The organism is Streptosporangium sp. NPDC001559 (assembly GCF_042893955.1).
Lineage (GTDB): Bacteria > Actinomycetota > Actinomycetes > Streptosporangiales > Streptosporangiaceae > Streptosporangium.
The window spans coordinates 832,028-853,201 of sequence record NZ_JBIAVG010000001.1 but is presented as its reverse complement, the minus strand read 5'-3'; the positions used below and the strand labels follow the sequence as shown (position 1 = coordinate 853,201).

22 protein-coding genes are annotated in these 21,174 nt (G+C 70.3%); 16 read left to right on the top strand and 6 right to left on the bottom strand.

Annotation, left to right across the window (positions count from 1 at the left end; genetic code table 11):
- The first annotated feature begins 8 nt into the window (after positions 1-8).
- From ACFYY8_RS03760 to tsaD, 7 genes are all read left to right on the top strand, one after another.
- Positions 9-1,103 carry an alpha/beta fold hydrolase gene (locus tag ACFYY8_RS03760; RefSeq protein WP_390036819.1) on the top strand — a complete coding sequence of 365 codons (1,095 nt, stop codon included), beginning with the start codon at positions 9-11 and terminating at the stop codon, positions 1,101-1,103.
- A complete protein-coding gene (gene tsaE, locus ACFYY8_RS03755) occupies positions 1,100-1,552 on the top strand; it encodes a tRNA (adenosine(37)-N6)-threonylcarbamoyltransferase complex ATPase subunit type 1 TsaE (RefSeq protein ID WP_390036817.1) in 453 nt (150 codons plus the stop codon). Before ACFYY8_RS03760 ends, tsaE begins: the two co-directional genes overlap by 4 nt.
- Before the next feature lie 179 nt (positions 1,553-1,731).
- Positions 1,732-2,388 (top strand): hypothetical protein, encoded by a 657-nt coding sequence (locus ACFYY8_RS03750; protein ID WP_390036815.1) that lies wholly within the window; start codon positions 1,732-1,734, stop codon positions 2,386-2,388.
- A 9-nt stretch (positions 2,389-2,397) separates the two neighbouring features.
- On the top strand, positions 2,398-2,949 hold the full coding sequence (locus tag ACFYY8_RS03745; RefSeq protein ID WP_390036813.1) for a class F sortase: 552 nt from the start codon (positions 2,398-2,400) through the stop codon (positions 2,947-2,949).
- Positions 2,950-3,047: 98 nt separating this feature from the next.
- Positions 3,048-3,731, top strand: coding sequence for a tRNA (adenosine(37)-N6)-threonylcarbamoyltransferase complex dimerization subunit type 1 TsaB (tsaB, locus tag ACFYY8_RS03740; protein ID WP_390036811.1), 684 nt, complete (start codon positions 3,048-3,050; stop codon positions 3,729-3,731).
- A gap of 17 nt (positions 3,732-3,748) precedes the next feature.
- Positions 3,749-4,180 (top strand): ribosomal protein S18-alanine N-acetyltransferase, encoded by a 432-nt coding sequence (gene rimI, locus ACFYY8_RS03735; protein ID WP_390036935.1) that lies wholly within the window; start codon positions 3,749-3,751, stop codon positions 4,178-4,180.
- Positions 4,173-5,204, top strand: a complete 1,032-nt coding sequence (gene tsaD / locus ACFYY8_RS03730) for a tRNA (adenosine(37)-N6)-threonylcarbamoyltransferase complex transferase subunit TsaD (protein WP_390036809.1) — start codon at positions 4,173-4,175, stop codon at positions 5,202-5,204. The genes rimI and tsaD overlap by 8 nt, the downstream gene beginning before the upstream one ends.
- Before the next feature lie 10 nt (positions 5,205-5,214).
- Here the strand turns inward: tsaD and ACFYY8_RS03725 are convergent, their stop codons facing one another.
- A complete protein-coding gene (locus ACFYY8_RS03725; protein WP_390036807.1) occupies positions 5,215-6,273 on the bottom strand; it encodes an alkene reductase in 1,059 nt (352 codons plus the stop codon).
- A gap of 128 nt (positions 6,274-6,401) precedes the next feature.
- Between ACFYY8_RS03725 and ACFYY8_RS03720 the strand changes: the two genes are divergently transcribed.
- Complete coding sequence (locus ACFYY8_RS03720; RefSeq protein ID WP_390036805.1) at positions 6,402-6,920, top strand: MarR family winged helix-turn-helix transcriptional regulator; 519 nt, start codon at positions 6,402-6,404, stop codon at positions 6,918-6,920.
- A 5-nt stretch (positions 6,921-6,925) separates the two neighbouring features.
- Here the strand turns inward: ACFYY8_RS03720 and ACFYY8_RS03715 are convergent, their stop codons facing one another.
- The 3 genes from ACFYY8_RS03715 to ACFYY8_RS03705 all read right to left on the bottom strand — a co-directional run bounded on the left by ACFYY8_RS03715 (position 6,926) and on the right by ACFYY8_RS03705 (position 11,238).
- Positions 6,926-8,314: a hypothetical protein gene (locus tag ACFYY8_RS03715; RefSeq protein ID WP_390036803.1), complete on the bottom strand. Its 1,389-nt coding sequence runs from the start codon at positions 8,312-8,314 to the stop codon at positions 6,926-6,928.
- Between the two features lie 210 nt (positions 8,315-8,524).
- Positions 8,525-9,688, bottom strand: a complete 1,164-nt coding sequence (locus tag ACFYY8_RS03710; RefSeq protein ID WP_390036801.1) for a methyltransferase domain-containing protein — start codon at positions 9,686-9,688, stop codon at positions 8,525-8,527.
- A 209-nt stretch (positions 9,689-9,897) separates the two neighbouring features.
- Positions 9,898-11,238, bottom strand: a complete 1,341-nt coding sequence (locus ACFYY8_RS03705) for an FAD-dependent oxidoreductase (RefSeq protein WP_390036799.1) — start codon at positions 11,236-11,238, stop codon at positions 9,898-9,900.
- Positions 11,239-11,338: 100 nt separating this feature from the next.
- Here ACFYY8_RS03705 and ACFYY8_RS03700 point away from each other — a divergent pair, with 100 nt between their 5' ends.
- From ACFYY8_RS03700 to ACFYY8_RS03680, 5 genes are all read left to right on the top strand, one after another.
- The gene (locus ACFYY8_RS03700) at positions 11,339-11,851 is read left to right on the top strand and encodes a MarR family transcriptional regulator (RefSeq protein ID WP_390036797.1); all 513 of its coding nucleotides are present in this window, start codon (positions 11,339-11,341) and stop codon (positions 11,849-11,851) included.
- 183 nt (positions 11,852-12,034) lie between these two features.
- The gene (gene groES / locus ACFYY8_RS03695) at positions 12,035-12,346 is read left to right on the top strand and encodes a co-chaperone GroES (RefSeq protein ID WP_184712660.1); all 312 of its coding nucleotides are present in this window, start codon (positions 12,035-12,037) and stop codon (positions 12,344-12,346) included.
- Between the two features lie 90 nt (positions 12,347-12,436).
- Complete coding sequence (gene groL, locus ACFYY8_RS03690; RefSeq protein WP_352015553.1) at positions 12,437-14,059, top strand: chaperonin GroEL; 1,623 nt, start codon at positions 12,437-12,439, stop codon at positions 14,057-14,059.
- A 272-nt stretch (positions 14,060-14,331) separates the two neighbouring features.
- Positions 14,332-14,970 (top strand): sigma-70 family RNA polymerase sigma factor, encoded by a 639-nt coding sequence (locus tag ACFYY8_RS03685; protein WP_352015615.1) that lies wholly within the window; start codon positions 14,332-14,334, stop codon positions 14,968-14,970.
- Between the two features lie 91 nt (positions 14,971-15,061).
- Positions 15,062-15,265 (top strand): hypothetical protein, encoded by a 204-nt coding sequence (locus tag ACFYY8_RS03680; RefSeq protein WP_390036794.1) that lies wholly within the window; start codon positions 15,062-15,064, stop codon positions 15,263-15,265.
- On the opposite strand, the gene ACFYY8_RS03675 is transcribed toward ACFYY8_RS03680, so the two are convergent.
- Positions 15,226-15,603, bottom strand: coding sequence for a DUF5319 family protein (locus ACFYY8_RS03675; protein WP_390036792.1), 378 nt, complete (start codon positions 15,601-15,603; stop codon positions 15,226-15,228). The two genes, ACFYY8_RS03680 and ACFYY8_RS03675, sit on opposite strands and share 40 nt — an antisense overlap.
- Before the next feature lie 98 nt (positions 15,604-15,701).
- Positions 15,702-16,700 (bottom strand): LuxR C-terminal-related transcriptional regulator, encoded by a 999-nt coding sequence (locus ACFYY8_RS03670; protein ID WP_390036790.1) that lies wholly within the window; start codon positions 16,698-16,700, stop codon positions 15,702-15,704.
- 549 nt (positions 16,701-17,249) lie between these two features.
- Here ACFYY8_RS03670 and guaB point away from each other — a divergent pair.
- The 3 genes from guaB to ACFYY8_RS03655 all read left to right on the top strand — a co-directional run bounded on the left by guaB (position 17,250) and on the right by ACFYY8_RS03655 (position 21,160).
- A complete protein-coding gene (guaB, locus tag ACFYY8_RS03665; protein ID WP_390036788.1) occupies positions 17,250-18,731 on the top strand; it encodes an IMP dehydrogenase in 1,482 nt (493 codons plus the stop codon).
- Between the two features lie 85 nt (positions 18,732-18,816).
- Positions 18,817-19,935, top strand: coding sequence for a GuaB3 family IMP dehydrogenase-related protein (locus tag ACFYY8_RS03660; RefSeq protein WP_390036786.1), 1,119 nt, complete (start codon positions 18,817-18,819; stop codon positions 19,933-19,935).
- 280 nt (positions 19,936-20,215) lie between these two features.
- Positions 20,216-21,160 (top strand): hypothetical protein, encoded by a 945-nt coding sequence (locus ACFYY8_RS03655; RefSeq protein WP_390036784.1) that lies wholly within the window; start codon positions 20,216-20,218, stop codon positions 21,158-21,160.
- The last annotated feature ends 14 nt before the right edge of the window (positions 21,161-21,174 follow it).

The window sequence follows — 21,174 nt, the reverse complement described above, 5'->3', positions numbered from 1 at the left end:
GGGGTCGCATGAGCAACACCGCACGGCGCAGGGTCGGCATCGCGGGAGCCGTCGTCGGCGCCGCGTCCGCCGGGGTGGCCGCCGCGGCCCTCGCCAAGCGGTACGCGGTCGGGCGGATCAGGCTCCGTCCGGACCTGGAGATGAGCGAGCCCCTCGGCGAACTGCGCGGTGAGCCGGTCAGGGTCACCACCTCCGACGGCGTCGGCCTCTACGCCGAGGTGGACGGCGTCGAGGACTCCCCGCTCACCGTGGTGCTCTGCCACGGCTACACGCTCAACCTGGACTCCTGGCACTACCAGCGGCGTGACCTGCGCGACTCCCACCGCCTGGTCCTGTGGGACCAGCGCGCGCACGGGCGCTCGCCGCACGCGGGCGCCGAGGGATGCACGATCGACCGGCTCGGCGACGACCTGGCCGAGGTGATCGAGGAGCTGGTGCCCGGCCCGTGCGTCCTGGTCGGCCACTCCATGGGCGGGATGACCGTCATGGCGCTCGCCGAACGCCACCCCGACCTGTTCGGCGACAAGGTCAAGGGCGTCGCGCTGATCTCCACCTCGGCGGGCAAGCTGGCCGAGATCTCCCTGGGGCTTCCCGCGCTGCTGTCGAGGGCCGTGCACAGGGTCACCCCCGGAACGGTCGCCCTGCTCGGCAGGGGCGGCACGCTGGTCGACAAGGGGCGGCAGGCGGGCAACGACGTGGCCTTCCTGCTCCTGCGCCACCTGGGCTTCGGCGACCCGAAGAACGTCAGCCCGACGGTGGTCGACTTCGCCGAGTCGATGATCCGCTCGACGCCGTTCGAGGTGATCGCCGACTTCTACCCCGCGCTGATGTCGCACGACAAACTGGGCGCGCTCGGCGTCCTGGACGACGTGCCGACCTCCATCATCGTGGGGGACAAGGACTGGCTGACGCCGGTCGAGCACAGCAGGGCCATCGCCGCCGCGCTGCCACGGGCCCAGCTCACCGAGGTTCCCGGAACCTCGCACCTGATCCAGCTCGAACGGCCTACCGTCGTCAACGACGCGCTGCGCGACCTGCTCAAGCGGGCGGCGGCCGAACCAGGGGGCGCGGAGCCCGCAGACACAGAGGAGACGAACCGGTGAGAGTCGTGGCGACCGCGGAGGAGATGCGCGAGCTGGGCGTCGAACTGGCCGGGCTGCTGCGCGCGGGAGACCTCGCGGTGCTGTCCGGGCCGCTGGGCGCGGGCAAGACGACCCTGGTCCAGGGGATCGCGGAGGGGCTGAAGGTGCGCGGGCCGATCACCTCCCCGACCTTCGTCATCGCCAGGGTCCACCCCTCGCTGTCCGGCGGTCCCGCGCTGGTGCACGCCGACGCCTACCGCCTCGGCGGGAACCTGGAGGTCGACGACCTCGACCTGGACGCCTCCCTCGAAGACTCGGTGACGGTCGTCGAGTGGGGCGAGGGCCTGGTCGAGGGGCTGACCGAGGACCGCCTTGAGATCAGCGTCGAGCGCGCCGAGGCCGCGGGCGCGACCGAGGAACGGACCGTACGGCTGCGCGGCGTCGGCGCCCGCTGGGAGGGCGTTGTCTGATTCACCCCCGTAGGCCCGGGAATCCTGGCACTCTGGCATCACATCCCACTTGGGATAGATCATCGGTACCGAAGATCGACCATGCGGTTATGTCCATGTTTAATGGAGATCAGGCGGGAAGTTAAGCCGAGCCAGGGTCGTCGGCCGGACTGCGAAGTGGAGTGCGACGGGTGCCAAGGGTGAAGCGTGTCGCGGTTCTGGGGGCTGCCGCCCTCTTCGGAGTGGCCGGATGCACGGCCCAGCCCACCACGGAGGGCACGAACGGGAACACCTCACCCGTGGCGGATCGGACCACGATCAGCAGGCAGGACATCGAGGTCCAGCTCCAGCCGGCCCGCGCCAAGGCCGGGCAGAAGGTGTGGGTGCTGGCCAACTGCCCCATCCCCGAAGGCGGTCCGGAGCACCGGGGAACCGCCTCCGCCGAGGTCTTCAGCGCCGCGATCACCCTTGAGCCGATCCTGGCGACCCCGAGCCCCTCCGCCTCCGCGACCGGCACACCCGCCGCGCGCCCCTGGGTCCGTGGCCAGGCCACCGTCGCCGACGGCGCCAAGACCGGCGTCTACGACGTCAACACCAGGTGCGAGGGCACCAACGACACCGGCAAGGCCAGCCTGAGGGTCGTCTCCGACGGAGAGTCGAGCTCAAAGCCGACCTCACGCCCGAAGCCGACCCGCACGATCATCTCGACCCACGGCCCGGCGACCGGCGGCGGAGGCACCGCCGCCGGCGGTCCGAACGACGGCTCGGGTATGCCGCTCGGCACGACCGGGGCGCTGCTCGCCGTCGCCCTGGCCGGCGGAGCGGGCTACCTCGTCGTACGGCGTCGCCGCTCGTAGCGGTAACCGATGGCCTCCTCCCGCTGGACCCGGATCGTCGTCGCCGGGCTCGTCACCGGCTTCGTCATGGTCGCGATCAACAGGGGCGACCGGGACGAGACCCCCGCCCGCGCCGCGGTCGTGCCCAAGCGCCTCGACATCCCCTCGCTGGGCATCCAGGCGCCCCTGATGAAGCTCGGCGTCACGGACGGCCAGATCGACCTGCCGCCGTTCGACAGGCCGGACGAGGCCGGATGGCTCAAGGAGAGCGCGGTCCCCGGCGACCCCGGCTCCGCGGTGATCCTCGGGCACGTCGACACCAAGACCGACCCGGCCGTCTTCTACAAGCTCAAGCAGATGCGGGCCGGGCAGGCGATCAAGGTCGTGCGCAGTGACGGCAAGGTCGCCCAGTACCGTGTGGACTCCATCGAGCAGACCAGCAAGGACCGTTTCCCCGCGGACAAGGTCTATCTGGAGGACGGCCTGAGGCTCATCACCTGCGGCGGCACCTTCGACTGGGACAGGCACGAGTACCGCGACAACGTCATCGTCTACGCCACCCTCGTCAAAGCGAGGACCTGACCCGGGATGGAGCGGTCGGCCAGGTCGGCGCGCGGATCGGCGCGCGCTCGTCAAGGCGAGGACCTGACCCGATCCGAGACGGACTAGGCTAACTGTTCGTGCTGGTCCTGGCCTTTGATACCGCGACCCCCGCCGTCACCGCAGCGCTGCACGACGGCGAGAGGGTCCTGGCCGAGTCGACGACGGTTGACGCCCGTCGGCACGGCGAGCTGCTCGTTCCCACGATCGAGACGGTCCTGCGGGAGGCCGGTGTCGTCCTCGCCGACGTCACGGTCGTCGTCGCGGGCTCCGGCCCCGGTCCCTACACCGGGCTGCGGGTCGGCCTGGTCACCGCCCAGGCCCTGGCGACCTCGCTGGGCGTGCCCGCCTACGGCCTGTGCACGCTCGACGCCGTGGCCTACGGCAGCGGGCGCGAGGAGCCCTTCCTCGTGGCCACGGACGCCCGCCGCAAGGAGGTCTTCTGGGGTCACTACGAGGACCGGCGGACCCGTCTGTCCGGTCCCGCCGTCGACAAACCCCAGGACCTGCCCGCGGACCTGCCGCTCGTCGGCGCGGGCGCGCGGATGTACGCCGAGGTCGTCGGCGTCTCCCGGCTGCTCGACGCGCCCGAGTACCCCTTCGCCGGGGCGATGGCGGCGCTGGCCGCCGAACAACTCGGCCAGCCCGACGTCGCGGAGGTCGTGGAGAGCGGCACGCATCCCGTGCTGAGCCTGCCCAGGCCGATCTACCTGCGCCGTCCCGACGCCCAGGTGCCCGCTCCGCCGAAGAGGGTCTCCGCGTGAGCGTGATCCTGCGCCTGATGACCCACGACGACCTGCCCGAGGTGATGAAGGTCGAGCGGGAGACCTTCCCGCTGGACGCCTGGAGCGAGGGCATGCTCCGCGGTGAGCTGGACGACCAGCCCAGGACCAGGCACTACGTGGTCGCCGTCGTCGGCGAGGAGATCGTCGGCTACGCCGGGCTCTACGCCGCGGGGGACCAGGCGGACGTGCAGACCATCGCCGTGTCCGAGGGCCACCGCCGGGCCGGGATCGGCGGGGCCATGCTGACCGAGCTGCTCGCCGAGGCCGTACGGCGTGGCGCCACGTCGATCTTCCTTGAGGTGCGCGCGGACAACTCCGGGGCCCAGGCCGTCTACGAGAGGTTCGGATTCGAGCGGATCGGCCTGCGCCGCCGCTACTACGAGGACGGCACCGACGCGATCATGATGAAGAAGGACCTCAATGCGTGACGAACCCCTAGTGCTGGGCATCGAGACCTCCTGCGACGAGACCGGGATCGGCATCGTCAGGGGGCACACCCTGCTGGCCAACACGATCGCCTCAAGCGTCGAGCAGCACGCCCGGTTCGGCGGCGTCGTGCCCGAGGTCGCCTCACGGGCCCACCTTGAGGCGATGACCCCGACCGTTGAGCGCGCCCTCGACCAGGCGGGCCTGCGCCTGACCGACATCGACGCGATCGCGGTGACCGCGGGTCCCGGCCTGGCGGGAGCCCTGCTCGTCGGCGTCGCCGCCGCCAAGGCCTACTCGCTCGGACTTGGCGTGCCCCTGTACGGCGTGAACCACCTGGCCGCCCACGTCGCGGTCGACCAGCTCGAACACGGCGCCCTGCCCAAGCCCTGCATCGCGATGCTGGTCTCCGGCGGTCACTCCTCGCTGCTGCTGGTGCCCGACGTCGCCAAGGAGGTCATCCCGCTGGGCTCGACCGTCGACGACGCCGCCGGAGAGGCCTTCGACAAGGTGGCCCGGGTGCTCGGCCTGCCCTTCCCCGGTGGCCCCCACATCGACCGGGTGGCGGGCGACGGCTCGGGTACGGCCATCGCCTTCCCCAGGGGCAAGCACGACGACGGGACGCTCGACTTCTCCTTCTCCGGGCTGAAGACCGCCGTCGCCCGCTGGGTCGAGGCCAGGGAGCGCGCCGGTGAGACGATCCACGTGCCGGACGTGGCCGCCTCCTTCCAGGAGGCCGTGGTCGACGTGCTGACCCACAAGGCCCTGCTGGCCTGCCGCGAGCACGGCGTACGCGACCTGCTGATCGGCGGCGGCGTGGCCGCCAACTCCCGGTTGCGGGCCCTGGCCCAGGAGCGCTGCGACGCCGCGGGTGTACGGCTGCGCGTCCCCCGGCCCGGTCTGTGCACCGACAACGGGGCGATGGTGGCCGCGCTCGGCTCCGACCTGGTCGCGGCCGGGATCTCCCCCTCTCCGCTGGACATCCCCGCCGACTCCTCGCTGCCGATCACCACGGTCCACGTGTGACGACGGGCCGTCAGGCCGGGTGCAGGGCGAGCGCCGGGTAGTCGGTGTAGCCGGTGTGGTCGCCGCCGAAGGCCTTGGAGAGGTCGGGCTCGTTCAGCGGCGCGCCGAGGCGCAGGCGCACCGGCAGGTCGGGGTTGGCCAGGAACGACCTGCCCAGGGCGACGAGGTCGGCGCCCTGGCCCAGCCAGTGGGCGGAGGCGGCCGAGGGGTCGGCCTTGGCGGGGTCGTTGACGATGAGCGCGTGCGGCCACAGCGCGCGGACCCGCCCGTCGAACTCCGCCGAGCCGCCCGCCAGGTGGTGCAGGTAGACCAGGCCGATGTCGGCCAGCTCGGCGAGCAGTGCCGGGTAGACCTCGTGCGCGTCCTCCTCGACCAGGTCTTGGCTGCCGGTGGCGGGGGAGATCCTGATGCCGACCCGGTGCGCGCCGACGGCGTCGGCGACGGCCCGCGCGGTCTCGACGGCGAAGCGGATCCGGTTCTCGACGGAGCCGCCGAAGCGGTCCTGGCGCAGGTTGGCGTTCTGGGAGAGGAACTGGTGGATGAGATAGCCGTTCGCCCCGTGCAGTTCGACCCCGTCGAACCCGGCGTCGATCGCGCGGCGGGCGGCGTCGGCGAAGTCGCCGATGGTCGCCTCGGCCTCCTCGGTGGTCAGCGCGACGGGGGTCGGCGGGTCCTGCGGGCCGTTCGGGGTGAAGATCTGGCTCTGTAGCCGTACGGCCGACGGCGCGACGGGGATCGCGCCGGTGTTGTCGGGGTGGCCGACCCGGCCCACGTGCATGAGCTGGGCGAAGATCCGGCCGCCCGCCGCGTGGACGGCGTCGGTCACCTCACGCCACCCGGCGACCTGGCGGTCGGTGTGCAGACCCGGCGTGTCCATGTATCCCTTGCCCGCCGCGCTCGGCTGCACCCCCTCGGAGACGATCAGACCGGCCGAGGCGCGCTGCGCGTAGTACAGGGCGGTCAGCGTGGAGGGGATGCCGTCCACGTAGGCACGTGAACGGGTCATGGGGGCCATGACCAGACGGTTCGGCAGTTCCAGGGCACCGAGCCTGAACGGGGAGAACGGCATGGCTGATCCCTTCGGGATTCTAATATGGTCGGCTAACTTGGGCGACCAACTTGGTCGGCCAAGAGTCAGTTCTACAACTTGGGCGACCAACTTGCAAGGAGTAGGCTGGAGTCGAACAGGAGGACGAGATGACGCTTCCACGGCTTGACGAGGAACCGGCGGGGGTCGAAGCCTGGGAGGAAAGCCCCGACAGCCTGAACTGCCTGATGATCCAGGCCGCCCGAGGGCACCGCACGCTCATGGCCGGTCTCCTGGCCGAACTCGACCTCTACCCGGGCCAGGAGCGCACCCTGACCCTGCTCTGGGAGTACGGCCCGCAGCCGCAGAACGTGCTCGCCAGGCTCATCGGCATCGACATGTCCACGATGACCAAGACCCTCCAGCGCCTCGAACGCAGCGGCTTCGTCAGCCGCGCGCCCAGTCCCGCCAACCGCCGGGTCAGCATCGTCAGCAGCACCCCGAAGGGCGACGCCCTGCGCCCGGAGGTCGAACGCGTCCTGGCGGAGGTCCACCGCCGGATGACCGGCGGCCTGAGCCCGGGGCAGGCGGGGGAGCTGACCCTGCTGCTGAAGGTGGTCAGGAACAACCTGTGCGGTGAGGAGGCGTGCGACACCTCCCCCTGCCTACCGGGCGACAACATGTGCTGAAGGCGTCAGTCCCCGTTGCCGTGGGGCCGGCGCAGCAGGGCCTCCGCGAGGACCAGCACGGTCTCCTCAAGCGCGCCGAGCCTGCCGGTCGGGTCGGCGCCGGCGGGCTCGACGGTCCGGGCCAGCGCCTCGGTGAGCCGCTCGCGGCCCGGCTGGGCGCGCAGCACGTCGCCCAAGGGGGCGAGGGCCGCGCGGGCCTGGGCGACGCGCTCCTCGAACGGGTCGAGGCGCCGCTGCTCCCGCTCCCGGGTCTGCAGCAGGCCCTTCAGCCGCTTCCCGGCCCCGGTGACGTGCGCCTGCACGTCCTCCGGCCGCCCGGTGTGGCCGTCGAGCGTCCGTAGCCGGGCGTCGACGGCCTCGATCCGGTTGAGGGTCCGCCCCTCGACGTCGTCCAGGCGTTCGTCGAGGGCGTCGAACCGCGCCTCGTGACGGGCGGCGATCTCGCCGAGCCGCTCGTTCGTCTCCGTCATCCGCCGCTCAAGCGCGGCCAGCCGCCCGTCCAGGTCGTTCAGGCAGTCTCCGACGTCCTCGGTCAGGCCGTCGATTCTGACCATGATCATGTCGATCTTGCCACTCACCTGCTCGACGGCGTCCGACAGGCGGCGGGTCGCCTCGGCGACGACCCCCTGGAAGCCCGCCGACAGCTCGGGCAGGCCCTTCTCAAGGGACCCCGTACGCCGGACCAGCTCACCCAGCCCCTTGTCCAGCCGGGTGAACCGGCCGGCGGCCGCGTCCATGCCCGTCTGGAGACGGCCGAGCCGCTCGGTGGTCTCCCCGGTGTCCTGGGTCTTGCCGGTGAGCACCCGGAGCCGGGAGAGCGCCTCGTCGGTCTTCTCGCTTACGGCGCTGAGATCGGCCCACAGGCGCGGCAGCCCGTCCAGGGGGACGATCTGCGCGCCGACCGACTTGACCTCCCGGGTCAGGAAGCCGACCCGCGCGCCGACCGAGTCCACGTGGTCGCGGACCGCCTCGACGTGCTGGGCGAGTCCCTGGACCCAGGCGGGCGGGCGGGTCAGGGCCTTGTCGAGGCGGCCGGTCACGGATTCGAGCGTGCCGTTCAGCCCGCTCTCCCGATCCCTGACCTCCCGCAGCAGCCACTCCACGCCGTCGAGGCGCTGACGGATCTCATCGAGCCCGGTGCCCTGGGGGCGCTGGTCGTACACGGGCGCGGGGGAGAGCTGCTCGTACACGGGCGTCTGGGGGCACTGGTCGTAGATGGGCGCGGGGGGGAGCTGCTCGTAGACGGAGCTCTGCGGGCGCTGCTCGTACGCGGGCCCCTGCGGGCGCTGCTCGCGCACGGGGTCCTGGGCGGCGTGCGCCAGCAGTTCGCGCATCCGGTCGAAGATCGGGCTCTGCTCGTCCGCGTGGAACAGGGTGTGGCCGGAACGATCCACGGAAAACCCCTTTCCCCGCCGACGGTCGGCCACGCGGCGGGCTTTAATATTTCTTTAAGGACTTTGTTTGTAATTTACCGAGGAATGCTGGCCGAGCTTTCCCCGGAAATCCATGCGCGAGTAACCCTAGCCCCTGAGACATGTGTCCTCCGTGTCAAATTTAAAAAAGACAGATCGCCGGTTAATTGCTGGATGTACCGTTTTGCCAGTTCAGGAAGGGGTGCATATCAAGGCGAAAGGCCTTTCCTCGATCCTGGTGAGAATAACGACCGCAGATTCGCCCCCGGTCAGGCGAAGGTCCTTTCTGAGGCGATCGACGTCGACCGCCGAACCCCTTTTTTTGATCGTCACGTTTCCCACTCCACGCGCACGCAGCGCCGCCCTCAGCCGTTTGAGCGAGAACGGCAGAGTCTCGTGGACCTCGTACCGCGCCGCCCACGGCGTCCGCTCCGCCCCGTCCCCCGTGATGTAGGCGATGCGCGGATCGAGCAGGTGCCCGCCGACCGCGTCGGCGACCTCCGCCACGAGGTGGGCCCTGATCGCCGCCCCGTCGGGCTCGTGGACGTAGCGCCCGACCGGGCCGTGCCCCGCCGTACCGAGCTTGGGATCGGGGGTCAGCGTCGCGCCGGACGGCAGCATCGTGGCCCTGCGCTCGACCTCGCCGGCCAGGGCGCCGCACCAGATCGCGGCCTCCTTGACCTCGCCCCGGTGGGAGACCCACTCGGCCTCCGCCCCCGGTGGGATGAACGCGTAGTCGATCCCCGGGGCCACCTTCAGGCACGCGGCCCTCGCCCCGCGCGCCATCTCCAGCACCTGGGGCCACGGCGGTGAGTAGGCCATCGGATCGAAGGTCCTGCCCCGGGCCGTACGGCGGGCGGGGTCGGCGAACAGGACGTCGAAACCGGACGGGTCGACCGTGGCGGCGTCGGCCGCACGGACCGTGACCCGGTCGCCGAACCCCAGCGCGTCGGCGTTGGCCCGGGCGACCGCGGCGGTGAGCGGGTCGGCGTCGACCGCCTCGACCACGCATCCGGCCCTGGCCAGGGCCAGGGTGTCCCCGCCGATGCCGCAGCAGACGTCGGCGACCCGGGAGCCGGGGGGGACGCGCCGGGCGCGGTGGTCGGCCACCTCGCGCCGGGTCGACTGTTCAAGGCCGTTCGGCGTGAAGTACATCACCCCGGCGTCGGCGCCGAACTTCTCCACGGCGCGGCGTCTGAGCCCCGCCTGGGTGAGCGCCGCGGAGGTCAGGTCGGCGTCGTAGGTCTTCCTGAGCCGGGTGACCGCCGCGACCGGGTCGTCTCCCGCGGTCTCAGCGGCGGCCAGGGCCTCCTGGCCCCGGGGTGTCAACAGCTCCAGGAACGAGTAAAGCTCCACACCGCCCGACGCTACCGCCTCGGACGGATGGAGCCTCTCCTCAGCCCAGCAGGGCGGTCACGCCGCTCGCCGTGGCGTCTTTCCCGTCACCGTTCGTAGCCATCGGGTCGCGTTCCCCCCCGGTGCTCGCTCGTATGTTCCCGAAGTCGTATGTTCTCCGATGGGCGTCCCGGTGTCGCCCCGAAGCGCGGGAATCGGGGTGAAGGTTCTCAGGCGTCCGCGGCGCGGTAGGCGACGAGGGAGTCGACGAACTTCCTGCGCAGCGCCGGGACGCCGCCGACCGCGCGGAAGAACGTCCGGTTGGCCGCCAGGACCGCACGGCCGATGACCGGCCTGTGCAGCAGGTCGTCGCCGTTGGTGCCGTTCTGGGCGAGGGAGTCGGCGACGCGGGCGAAGCCGTACGGGATCATCTCCGCCTCGTAGGCGGCGACGGCGTCCAGCAGCGGCGTGCCGTCACGGACGGTGACGAGCCGCCTGGTCAGGAGCATCGCGTCGCGCAGGGCGGTGTTGGCGCCTACGCCCCGCCCGGGGGTCATGGTGTGCACGGCGTCGCCGAGCAGGGTGACGTTGGTGGTCTCCCACGGGTCCACCGGCTCGGAGGTGCGGATGGCGATGGGGAAGCAGCTGCCCGGGTCGGCGGCCCGGAACAGCGCGCGCAGGTCCGGGTGCCAGTTGGGCGTCATGTCCAGGACCACCCGTTTGAGGTCCTCGCCGCGCAGGTCCATCACCCCGGGCGGGAACCTGCGGGCCGAGGCGGAGAAGCCCCAGTTGATGTAGTCGCGGGTGTTGTCGTACAGCAGGCCGGGCCAGCGCGCGATCAGCTCGGCGTCGTTGCCGCCGACACCGTGCTTGACCTCGCCGTCGCGGTCCCACTTGAACTCCATGACGTGCCAGATGCAGAACTGGCCCTTCGGGGCGAAGGTGGCGGAGATCCCGTTGAAGACCTCCTCGGGCAGCAGCGCCCTGGTCTCCGGGGTCACCGCGACCTTGGCGGAGACCGCGATCACCCCGGTGTCCCTGACCTTCGCGTGCGGGAGGTACTGCCTGCGGACCCTGGAGCCGGTGCCGTCGGCGGCGACGAGCAGGTCGCCGGTGGCCGAGGTGCCGTCGTCGAAGAAGGCGGTCACGGTGCCGTCCGCGCCGCGCTCGTAGTGGGTGAAGGTCTTGCCGAAGCGCACGACGTCGTCCATCCCGGTGAGCAGCACCTGGCGCAGGGTCATCCGGGAGACCGAGCGTTCGCTGTGGACCGGGTCGGTGCTCTCGGGCAGCCGGAAGGAGGCGATCGTCCCGCGCCGTTCGGTCAGCACGTTGAAGTAGGCGGGCGTCCTGGCGCAGGTGGCGGTGTAGGTGTCGAACAGTTCGGAGGGCAGGCACTCGCGGAGCGCCTGGTTGCCCGTCGGGTCGATGCCGACGCGGTAGCCGTGCACGCCGTCGGCGCGGGTGCGGTCGCGTTCGTAGACCGCGACCGAGATCCCGGCGCGCCGCAGGCCGTGGGCCAGGCACATTCCGCCGGTGCCCGCACCGATGACGATCACGTGGAGAGGGGACACGGGTCTCCCTTGGAAGGTGGGTCTGGACAGGGGTGTTCTTCTCGAACGCCATGTATCTTGATGTTCGAGGCATATTTAGCTTGATGGTCGAGAGGCTTGAATGTCAAGGGAAAATGGTCCCGAGCGTCGGGACGGCGCTCTCAGGGCGGAGCTGGGACAGGAGATCCAGGCAGGTCAGACGGCCGTCGACGCCTTCGACGAGGCGGTCGCGATCCACCTCGGGGTGAACAGGACCGACCTGCGCTGCCTGGAGATCCTGGTGCGCGAAGGGCCTGAGGGGAACGTCACACCCAGCGTCCTCGGGACGGGCCTGGGGCTCACCACGGGCAGCGTCACCGCGATGCTCGACCGCCTCGAACGGGCCGGATACCTGACACGCTCCCCGGACCCCGGGGACCGCAGGAAGGTGGTCGTGCGCGCCACCCCCGAGACCCTCGCCAGGGTCGAGGGGCTGTACGGTCCCATCGTCGAACGGGGGAGGCGGCTGATCTCGGGTTACTCCGACGAGGAGATCCGTTTCGTGCTGGGTTTCCTGCGCGGTTCGCGGGAGCTGTACGAGACCGAGATCGCGCGGGTCAGAGGCCTGCCGGCGGCGGGGCGGCGCAGGGTTTGAGGTTCGCGTACCCAGTACGGAGGCGGTTCGTGTTGACTGTCAAGGCCTCCTTGCATACTGTTCCGTATTGGCACTCTCCCGGTGAGAGTGCCAAACATACGCGACGAGGCAGGTCTGACACCCGCGACGGCAGACCGCTGGTCGCCTCTTCTAGATCATTCAAATCTGAAGGGGAGGTCCGACGTGACGACCGCCACCAAGGTTCCCGTTAAGCCGCTCGGCGACCGCATCGTGGTCCAGCCGCTTGAGGCCGAGCAGACCACTGCTTCCGGTCTCGTTATCCCGGACACCGCCAAGGAGAAGCCGCAGGAGGGCAAGGTCCTCGCTGTCGGCCCTGGCAACTGGGACGAGGACGGCGACAAGCGCATTCCGCTCGACGTCAAGGAGGGCGACGTCGTCCTCTACAGCAAGTACGGCGGCACCGAGGTGAAGTACGGCGGCGAGGAGTACCTCGTGCTCTCCGCCCGTGACGTGCTCGCCATCATCGAGAAGTAACCGACACTTCGCAGAGATGACGTATCGAGCCCCGGGTCGCGCGAGCGCCCGGGGCTTTGATGCGCCGACGTGCTTTCAGAGAGGACCACAATGCCCAAGATCCTGTCCTTCGAGGAGGACGCGCGCCGCGCTCTTGAGCGTGGTGTCAACGCCCTCGCCGACGCGGTCAAGGTGACCCTCGGCCCCCGTGGCCGCAATGTCGTCATCGACAAGAAGTTCGGCGCGCCGACCATCACCAACGACGGTGTCACCATCGCGCGTGAGGTCGAGCTGGAGAAGCCGTACGAGAACCTCGGCGCCCAGCTCGCCAAGGAGGTCGCGACCAAGACCAACGACGTCGCCGGTGACGGTACGACCACCGCGACCGTCCTCGCCCAGGCGATGGTCCGCGAGGGCCTGCGCAACGTCGCGGCCGGCGCCCAGCCGCTGTCCCTCAAGCGTGGCATCGACCTGGCCGCCAAGGCCGTCAGCGACAAGCTGATCGACTCGGCCAGGCCGGTCGAGGACAAGAAGGAGATCGCCCACGTGGCGACGATCTCCGCGCAGGACGCCAAGATCGGTGAGCTGATCGCCGAGGCGTTCGACAAGGTCGGCAAGGACGGTGTCATCACCGTCGAAGAGTCCAACACCATGGGCCTCGAACTGGAGTTCACCGAGGGTCTCCAGTTCGACAAGGGTTACCTTTCGCCCTACATGGTGACCGACCAGGAGCGGATGGAGGCGGTTCTCGAAGACCCCTACATCCTGATCAACCAGAACAAGATCGCTTCGGTCGCGGACTTCCTGCCGCTGCTGGAGAAGGTCGCGCAGACCAAGAAGGCGCTGCTCGTCATCGCCGAGGACGTCGAGGGCGAGGCCCTGGCCGTCCTGGTCACCAACAAGATCCGCGGCACCTTCACCTCGGTCGCGGTCAAGGCCCCCGGCTTCGGTGACCGCCGCAAGGCCATGCTGCAGGACATCGCCATCCTCACCGGTGGCGAGGTCGTCAGCGAGGAGGTCGGCCTCAAGCTGGAGCACGTCGGCCTGGAGGTCCTCGGCACGGCCCGCCGTGTCGTGATCACCAAGGACAGCACCACGGTCGTGGACGGCGCCGGCGACGCGCAGGCCATCGCCGACCGCGTCAAGGAGATCAAGCTCGCCATCGAGCAGTCCGACTCCGACTGGGACCGCGAGAAGCTCCAGGAGCGTCTGGCCAAGCTCTCCGGCGGTGTCTGCGTGCTGAAGGTCGGCGCGGCCACCGAGGTCGAGCTCAAGGAGAAGAAGCACCGCCTTGAGGACGCCATCTCCGCGACGCGCGCCGCGATCGAGGAGGGCATCGTCTCCGGCGGTGGCTCCGCGCTCATCCACGTCTCCAAGGTCCTCGACGACCTGGGCCTGTCCGGTGACGAGGCGACCGGTGTCGCCGTGGTCCGCAAGGCGCTCATCGAGCCCGCCCGCTGGATCGCGGAGAACGCCGGCCTTGAGGGCTACGTCGTGACGACCAAGGTCTCCGAGCTCCCCGTCGGTCAGGGCCTCAACGCCGCCACCGGCGAGTACGGCGACCTGATCTCCCAGGGCGTCATCGACCCGGTCAAGGTCACCCGCTCGGCCGTCCAGAACGCCGCCTCCATCGCCGGCATGCTGCTGACGACCGAGGCTCTCGTGGTGGACAAGCCCGAGGAGGAGGCTCCGGCCGCCGCCGGGCACGGCCACGGTCACGGCCACGGCCACTGATCCGCTTTCGCCGTACGGCCCGCATCTCTCACCGGATGCGGGCCGTTTCGTTTTCCGGTAAACCGAAACGTGCCTCAAAGCGTCATGCGACGATGCGCACAAGGAGTAAACTTTCATGTGACCAATGGCCGACATAATCGGCAGTCCAATGAAATATTCCTTCAGGCGCAAAGCCTTACTGTGTCCGATTGATTACGCCCCGTTATCGCCCTCTCAATGTGACCAATCCGTAGCCGTTCGCCATGACGACAGGCTCGATCGGGGCGGGCATCATGCCTAACGTGACCGAGGGATGCGTCGCCGACGCCAAAAGTGGGGTAAGGCTTGCGACGAGATCTGAAGGGGTCCCCCACAGGGACGATCTCAAGGATCTGACGAGCCTCGCCGTTCAGGGAGATCGCACCGCGATCGAATCTCTGATCGCGCAGTTACGGCCAATGGTCGTCCGATATTGCCGTGCTCGCCTCGGGCGGGTTTCCGGTCAGTACCACATCGCGGACGACGTGGCGCAGGAGGTGTGCATCGCGGTTCTGTCCGCCCTGCCGCGTTATCGCGACATGGGCAGGCCCTTCGCGTCCTTCGTCTTCGGCATCGCCTCCCACAAGGTGGCCGACGCGCTGCGCAGTTCGGTGCGCTCCGCCGTACCCACCCAGGATCTTCCCGACGGTCCCGACGAGGGACCGGGGCCCGAGGAGACCGTGGTGCGCTACATCGAGGCCGAGCACGCCCGCAGGCTGCTCTCCAGGCTCCCGGACAACCAGCGTGAACTGCTCATGCTTCGCGTGGTCTCGGGGCTGTCGGCCGAGGAGACGGGTAATGTGCTCGGCATGTCACCAGGTGCGGTCAGGGTCGCGCAGCACCGGGCGCTCGCGCGGTTGCGCGCGATGGCGGAGCTGGAGTCGACGGCTTGATCGCCGACCAGCCGGGCCGGATTCGCCGGCGCCGCCGGGAAGCGTGGAGTGGGTCTCGCCGGTCCGGTGAGACCCGTTGGCGGGTGCGCCCATGACGGCGGTCCACCCCAGGCGTCCCGTCCGGAGATACGGCCCTGAGGAGGATCGGGGCGTCACCGAGACCGACCGCCTTCTCGACGGGCTCTCCCGGCGTGAGCCCGTCCCGTCCTCGGACGTCGCCGTCGGCCTGCTGGCCGCACTGATCGACGACGTCGATCAGTGGTGCCCCTCGGTGTCGGTCACCCCGTCGACGTAACCCCTGGCGTACTCCCAGGTCACATAGTTCGTGGGGTCGGGCTGGTAGGCGGGTTCGTGAACCTGCGGCCTGCCGTTGTCGATCATCTGACGCAGGTTGCCGCGCAGCAGCTCCCAGTCGAAGTAGTGCTGTTCCCCGCACTCGGGGCAGTCGAGCACCAGCCCGAGCACCCCCTGGGGCTCAAGAAGAGACCGGAAGACCTCGACGTCGGCGAGGTCCGTCATGGCCTCGTCGCGTTCGGCGGAGGTCAGCGACTGGGGGGAGTCCGTCTCACCCAGTGCCGCCGCCGGGTCGTCGGGGTCGTCCGCGAACGGGTCGCGGGGGACGTCGTCGAGCACGATCCCACCTTATGGCCTTGATATGACCTTGATGTGCGGCAGGTCCAACCGGCGGTCCACGGGCACGCGGAGCGACGTGCAGGCGCGCAAAGAGGCCTTCACGTCAGCCAGCCGCGCCGGGCGGCCTCCGCACCCGCCTGGAAGCGGGACTGGGCGCCGAGCTCGGCCATGGCGTCGGCGAACCGGGCCCGCACCGTGCGCACCGAGACCCCGAGCTGCCTGGCGATCATCTCGTCGGAGACGCCCTGGGCCGCGAGCCGCAGCACCTGGATCATCCCGTCGCCCCGGCGCGGCCAGGGCAGCGGCGCCGCGCGGGCCCACAGCTCGTCGAAGAGGGAGCGCAGCGCGTCCACCACGACGGGGGTCCTGACCAGGTGGAAGTTGTAGGCGCTCTCCGCCAGCGTGCCGCCCCACCGGGCGGGCACACCCGCGGCGTCCGTCCCGGCGATCAGGAACCAGCTCGGCACCGTGTCCAGGGTGCGGATGCTGGCCCCGGCCTGCTGGAACTGGCTCAGCTTCTCCCGCAGGGCGGGGATCTCCAGGGTCTGGACCGGGATGATGTTCCTGGTGGACAGCAGGCCCGCGCGCTGCGCCCCGATCCACTGGTCGGCGTAGCGGTGCGCGAAGTCGTTCATCGTGCGCCGGTCGGGGATGACCGAGAGCAGTTCGAGCGGCGGTGACTGTACGGCCATGCCGATCACGCTCTCGTACAGCTCGTCCGCCCCGCCGACCAGATCGACCGAGAATTGGCCCGTCTGGTAGTCGCGGCCCGCGTCGTACTGGTGGATGAGGTCGCGGATCGAGCCGACGACGGTGTCGATCCTGCGGCTCTCCGCGGCGAGCCGGTCGAGGCGGTCGGCGAGCAGGTGGCCCAGGGCCGTCGCGGGGTGACGGGCGAGGTACTCACCGCCCTGCTCGTGGACCACGCCCAGCTTCACCAGGGTGTCCAGCTCACGGCTCAGCGGCTCAGGCGAGCCGTCCAAGGCGTCGGCGAGTTCGGCGCAGGTTGCGCGGTGCAGGCGTAGCACCGCGTTGTACAGGGAGATCTGGGCCGAGGTGAAGCCCAGACTCTCAAGCGGCGGTGTGTCGGTACGCATCGGCGAGAGGCTCCAGAGATGACACGGCGTTCCGCGAGAATAACGTCCCGAAATCACCGGTGTCCGGGCGTTGCGTCTTCTGGGCCACTTCCGGTCTCGTGGACGACTCGTCCCGAGCCGTCGCCGATCGGGGAACCCCGTCCGTCCTGGGCGGTCGGGTGCAGCTTCGTGCAACTGCACGTCCGTACATTGCGTGTGAACGGAAGGTAACGCAGACTTTACCCAGCGTCGGCGAGGGGCGTGGGCGTGTAGTGGCCGTTCGGACGCGGAGGGGGGTCCGGCGGCGTGCGGTGCCCCCGCGCCTCCCGCCGGTGACCGGGGAACCGGGCGGGTCACCGACCGCTCGGTTCCCCAAACCCCGGCCGGGACCGGGCGGTCCGTCGGCCGCCCGGCTCCCGTCCTTCAGGGAGGGGAACCGGACGCTCACCGGCCGTCCGGTTCCCCACCTTCCCCGGTGTCCTCCGGGTTTGGCGCCAGACTCTAAACTGTGACCCGGGGGCCGGCGCCTTCCCCACTCCACTTGAGAGCGCCGTGGCAGGAGGGTCGCAGATGGCAAGGTTCACCGAGACCGGGCTCACGTTCGACGACGTGCTCCTGGTTCCCGCCTATTCGGATCTACAGCCGGGTGAGGCGGAGACCACCACCCGCCTGTCGCGGGGCATCACCCTGCGCATCCCGCTCGTCTCCGCCGCGATGGACACGGTCACCGAGGCCCGGATGGCGGTGGCGATGGCGCGTCAGGGCGGTGTCGGCATCCTGCACCGCAACCTCTCCATCGAGGAGCAGGCCCAGCAGGTCGATCTCGTCAAGCGCTCCGAGGCCGGGATGGTCACCAACCCGGTCACCTGCTCGCCCGAGGACACGCTCGCCGACGTCGAGCGCCTGTGCGCGACCTACCGCATCTCCGGTGTCCCGGTGACCGACGAGAACGGCGTGCTGGTCGGCATCGTCACCAACCGCGACATGCGCTTCGAGACCGACCACGGCCGCCTCGTGCGCGACGTCATGACCTCGATGCCGCTGGTCACCGCGCCGGTCGGGGTCTCCAGGGACGACGCCTTCGCGCTGCTGCGCAAGAACAAGATCGAGAAGCTGCCGCTGGTCGACGCGGGCGGACGGCTGCGCGGGCTCATCACCGTCAAGGACTTCACCAAGAGCGAGCAGTACCCCCTGTCCACGAAGGACGCGGACGGCAGGCTCGTCGTCGGCGCCGCGATCGGCGTGGGCGAGGACGCCGAGAAGCGGGCGGCGGCCCTGATCGAGGCCGGGGTCGACGTGGTCGTGGTGGACGTCGCGCACGGCCACTCCAAGGGCCTGGCCGACATGATCTCCAAGCTCAAGGCCAACAGCGGCGTCCAGGTCGTCGGCGGCAACATCGCCACCCGCGCGGGTGCCCAGATGCTGGTCGACGCGGGGGCCGACGCGGTCAAGGTCGGTGTCGGGCCCGGCTCCATCTGCACCACCCGGGTGGTCGCGGGCGTCGGCGCGCCGCAGGTCACGGCCATCCACCAGGCCTCGCTCGCGGCCGGTCCCGCCGGAATCCCGGTGATCGGCGACGGCGGCCTGCAGTACTCCGGCGACATCGCCAAGGCCATCGCGGCCGGAGCCGACACGGTCATGCTCGGCTCGCTCCTGGCGGGCTGCGAGGAGTCGCCGGGCGAGCTGATCTTCATCAACGGCAAGCAGTTCAAGTCCTACCGGGGGATGGGCTCGCTGGGCGCGGTCCGCAACCGCGAGCGCGGCGGGACCTCCTTCAGCAAGGACCGCTACGCCCAGGCCGACGTCGGCAGCGAGGACAGGTTCATCCCCGAGGGCATCGAGGGTCAGGTTCCCTACCGCGGGCCGGTCGCCGCGGTCGCCCACCAGCTCGTCGGCGGTCTGCGCCAGGGCATGTGGTACTCCGGGTGCCGAACGATCGAGGACATGCACAGCAGGTGCGAGCTCATGCCGATCACCGCGGCCGGGCTCAAGGAGAGCCACCCGCACGACATCCAGATGACCGTCGAGGCTCCGAACTACCACCGCCGATAGAGTCCCGACCCGGTTCTCGCGGCGGGCCGGGCCGTGACGGCACGGTACGGCCCGCCGTACAGGCATGACATGGAAAGACAGGCATATGACTCAGGTGGAGATCGGCCGCGGCAAGAACGGCCGCCGTGCCTACGCGCTCGACGAGATCGGTATCGTCCCCTCCCGCCGCACCCGTGACCCCGAGGAGGTCTCGATCGCCTGGCAGATCGACGCCTACCGGTTCGAGCTGCCCGTCGTGGTGAGCCCGATGGACAGCGTGGTCTCCCCGGCGACGGCGATCGAGGTGGGCAGGCTCGGCGGGCTGGCCGTACTCGACCTTGAGGGGTTGTGGACCCGTTACGACGACCCGACGTCGCTGCTGGCCGAGGTGGCCGAGCTTGAGGGGGAGGCCGCGACCAGGCGGCTCCAGGAGATCTACAACGCGCCGATCAGGGAAGAGCTGATCGGCCGTCGCATCGAGGAGATCCGCGGGGCCGGGGTGACCACGGCGGTGCGGTTGTCCCCGCAGCGCACGGTCCAGTACCACAAGGCCGTCATCGACGCGGGCGTGGACATCTTCGTGATCCGCGGCACCACGGTCTCCGCCGAGCACGTCTCCGGACGGGCGGAGCCGCTCAACCTCAAGCAGTTCATCTACGAGCTGGACGTGCCGGTGATCGTCGGCGGCTGCGCCACCTACACCGCGGCCCTGCACCTCATGCGGACCGGCGCGGCCGGCGTCCTGGTCGGCTTCGGCGGCGGCGCCTCGCACACCACGCGCACGGTGCTCGGCGTCGCGGTGCCGATGGCCACCGCGATCTCCGACGTGGCCGCGGCCCGGCGTGACTACATGGACGAGTCGGGCGGCCGGTACGTCCACGTCATCGCCGACGGCGGCATGGGCACCTCGGGCGACATCGCCAAGGCGATCGCCTGCGGCTCGGACGCGGTCATGGTCGGCTCGCCCCTCGCCAGGGCCACGGAGGCCCCTGGCCGCGGGTTCCACTGGGGTTCGGAGGCCCAGCACCCCGAGCTGCCCCGGGGCAAGCGGGTGCAGTTCGGCACGGTCGGCACGCTGGAGCAGATCCTGCACGGTCCCTCCTCGGTCGCCGACGGCTCGATGAACCTCATGGGCGCGCTCAAGCGGACGATGGCCACCGCCGGATACTCCGACCTGAAGGAGTTCCAGCGGGTCGAGGTCGTCGTCGCCCCTCAGGGTTCCTGACACCGCCGTTCCTCCCGTGCCCGGAGCGATTCGCTCCGGGCACGTGTGTTTTCCCGCCCGTGCGCCGTGGCCCGGTGCCGCTCCGGAACAGGTCCGTCACCGACCGGGAAGGTCCCAGGTCGGGTGTCGTCGGATGGCACGGGATGTGCGCCGGGTGCCAGGGATTGGCGCTGGAGGACGCTGTCATGGGTGTCGACGCAGACCGGCGGCTGGTCACGAAATTGACACTGTCTGCGTCGGCAAAAGTGACGTAAGCCGAAAAATCTGTGAACATTCCCATGTGTCGGATGATCGTGAGCTGCGGGTCGCTCTTCGGGAAGGCCCGTTCCACGTCGCGCTCCGCGCCGCGGTCGAAGCGAGGGGGCTGACCCTTGACCGGCTCCGCCACCGCCTTGAGGAGCGCGGGCTGCGGGTCGGGATGACGAGCCTGAGCTACTGGCAGCAGGGACTGCGCCGCCCCGAGCGGCCCGAGTCGCTGCGGGCCGTACGGGCGCTTGAGGAGATCCTCATCCTCCCGCCGCGCTCGCTGATGGGCCTGCTCGGGCCGCCCCGGCCCCGGGGCAGGGGGCAGAACGGCGGGGGCACGCCCGTCCCGATCTCCGCCGCCGTTCCCTACGCCACGATCCTTGAGCCCTCACGCGCGCTCTCGGCCCTGCTGCAGGACCTCGACGGCTCCGCCGACGACAGGCGGCTGCACATCAGCGGGATGTACGAGACGCTGCAGATCGGCCCGGACCGCAGCGTCGTGCGCCGTGAGACGCTCCAGGTGATGCGGGCGCAGGAGGCGACCGACCGCCACATCATCGTCTACCGGGGCGACCTGGGGTGCGACGTCGAACGTGTGCGGATCAGGGCGCTTGAGGACTGCCGGGTCGGCAGGGTCAGGCGGGACGGCCCGACCGCGCTCGTGGCGGCCGAGCTGCTGTTCGACCGCAGGTTGCGGGTCGGGGAGACCCAGGTGATCCGCTACGAACTGGCCGACCCGAGCGGGGTGGAGACGACCGAGTACGAACGGGGGTTCCGCTTCCCCGCCGGGCAGTACACGCTCAGGGTGAGCTTCGCCGCCTCGGCGCTGCCCGCGGGCATCCGCCGCTTCTCCCGTCACGACCACGCCGCCGAGGAGCACGACCACGGTGAACTGACCCTCAACGCCCACCACGCGGTCCACCTGGTGGCCGACTCGCTGCGCCCCGGCCTGATCGGCATCCGCTGGACCTGGCCCTAGGGACCTGGCCGGAG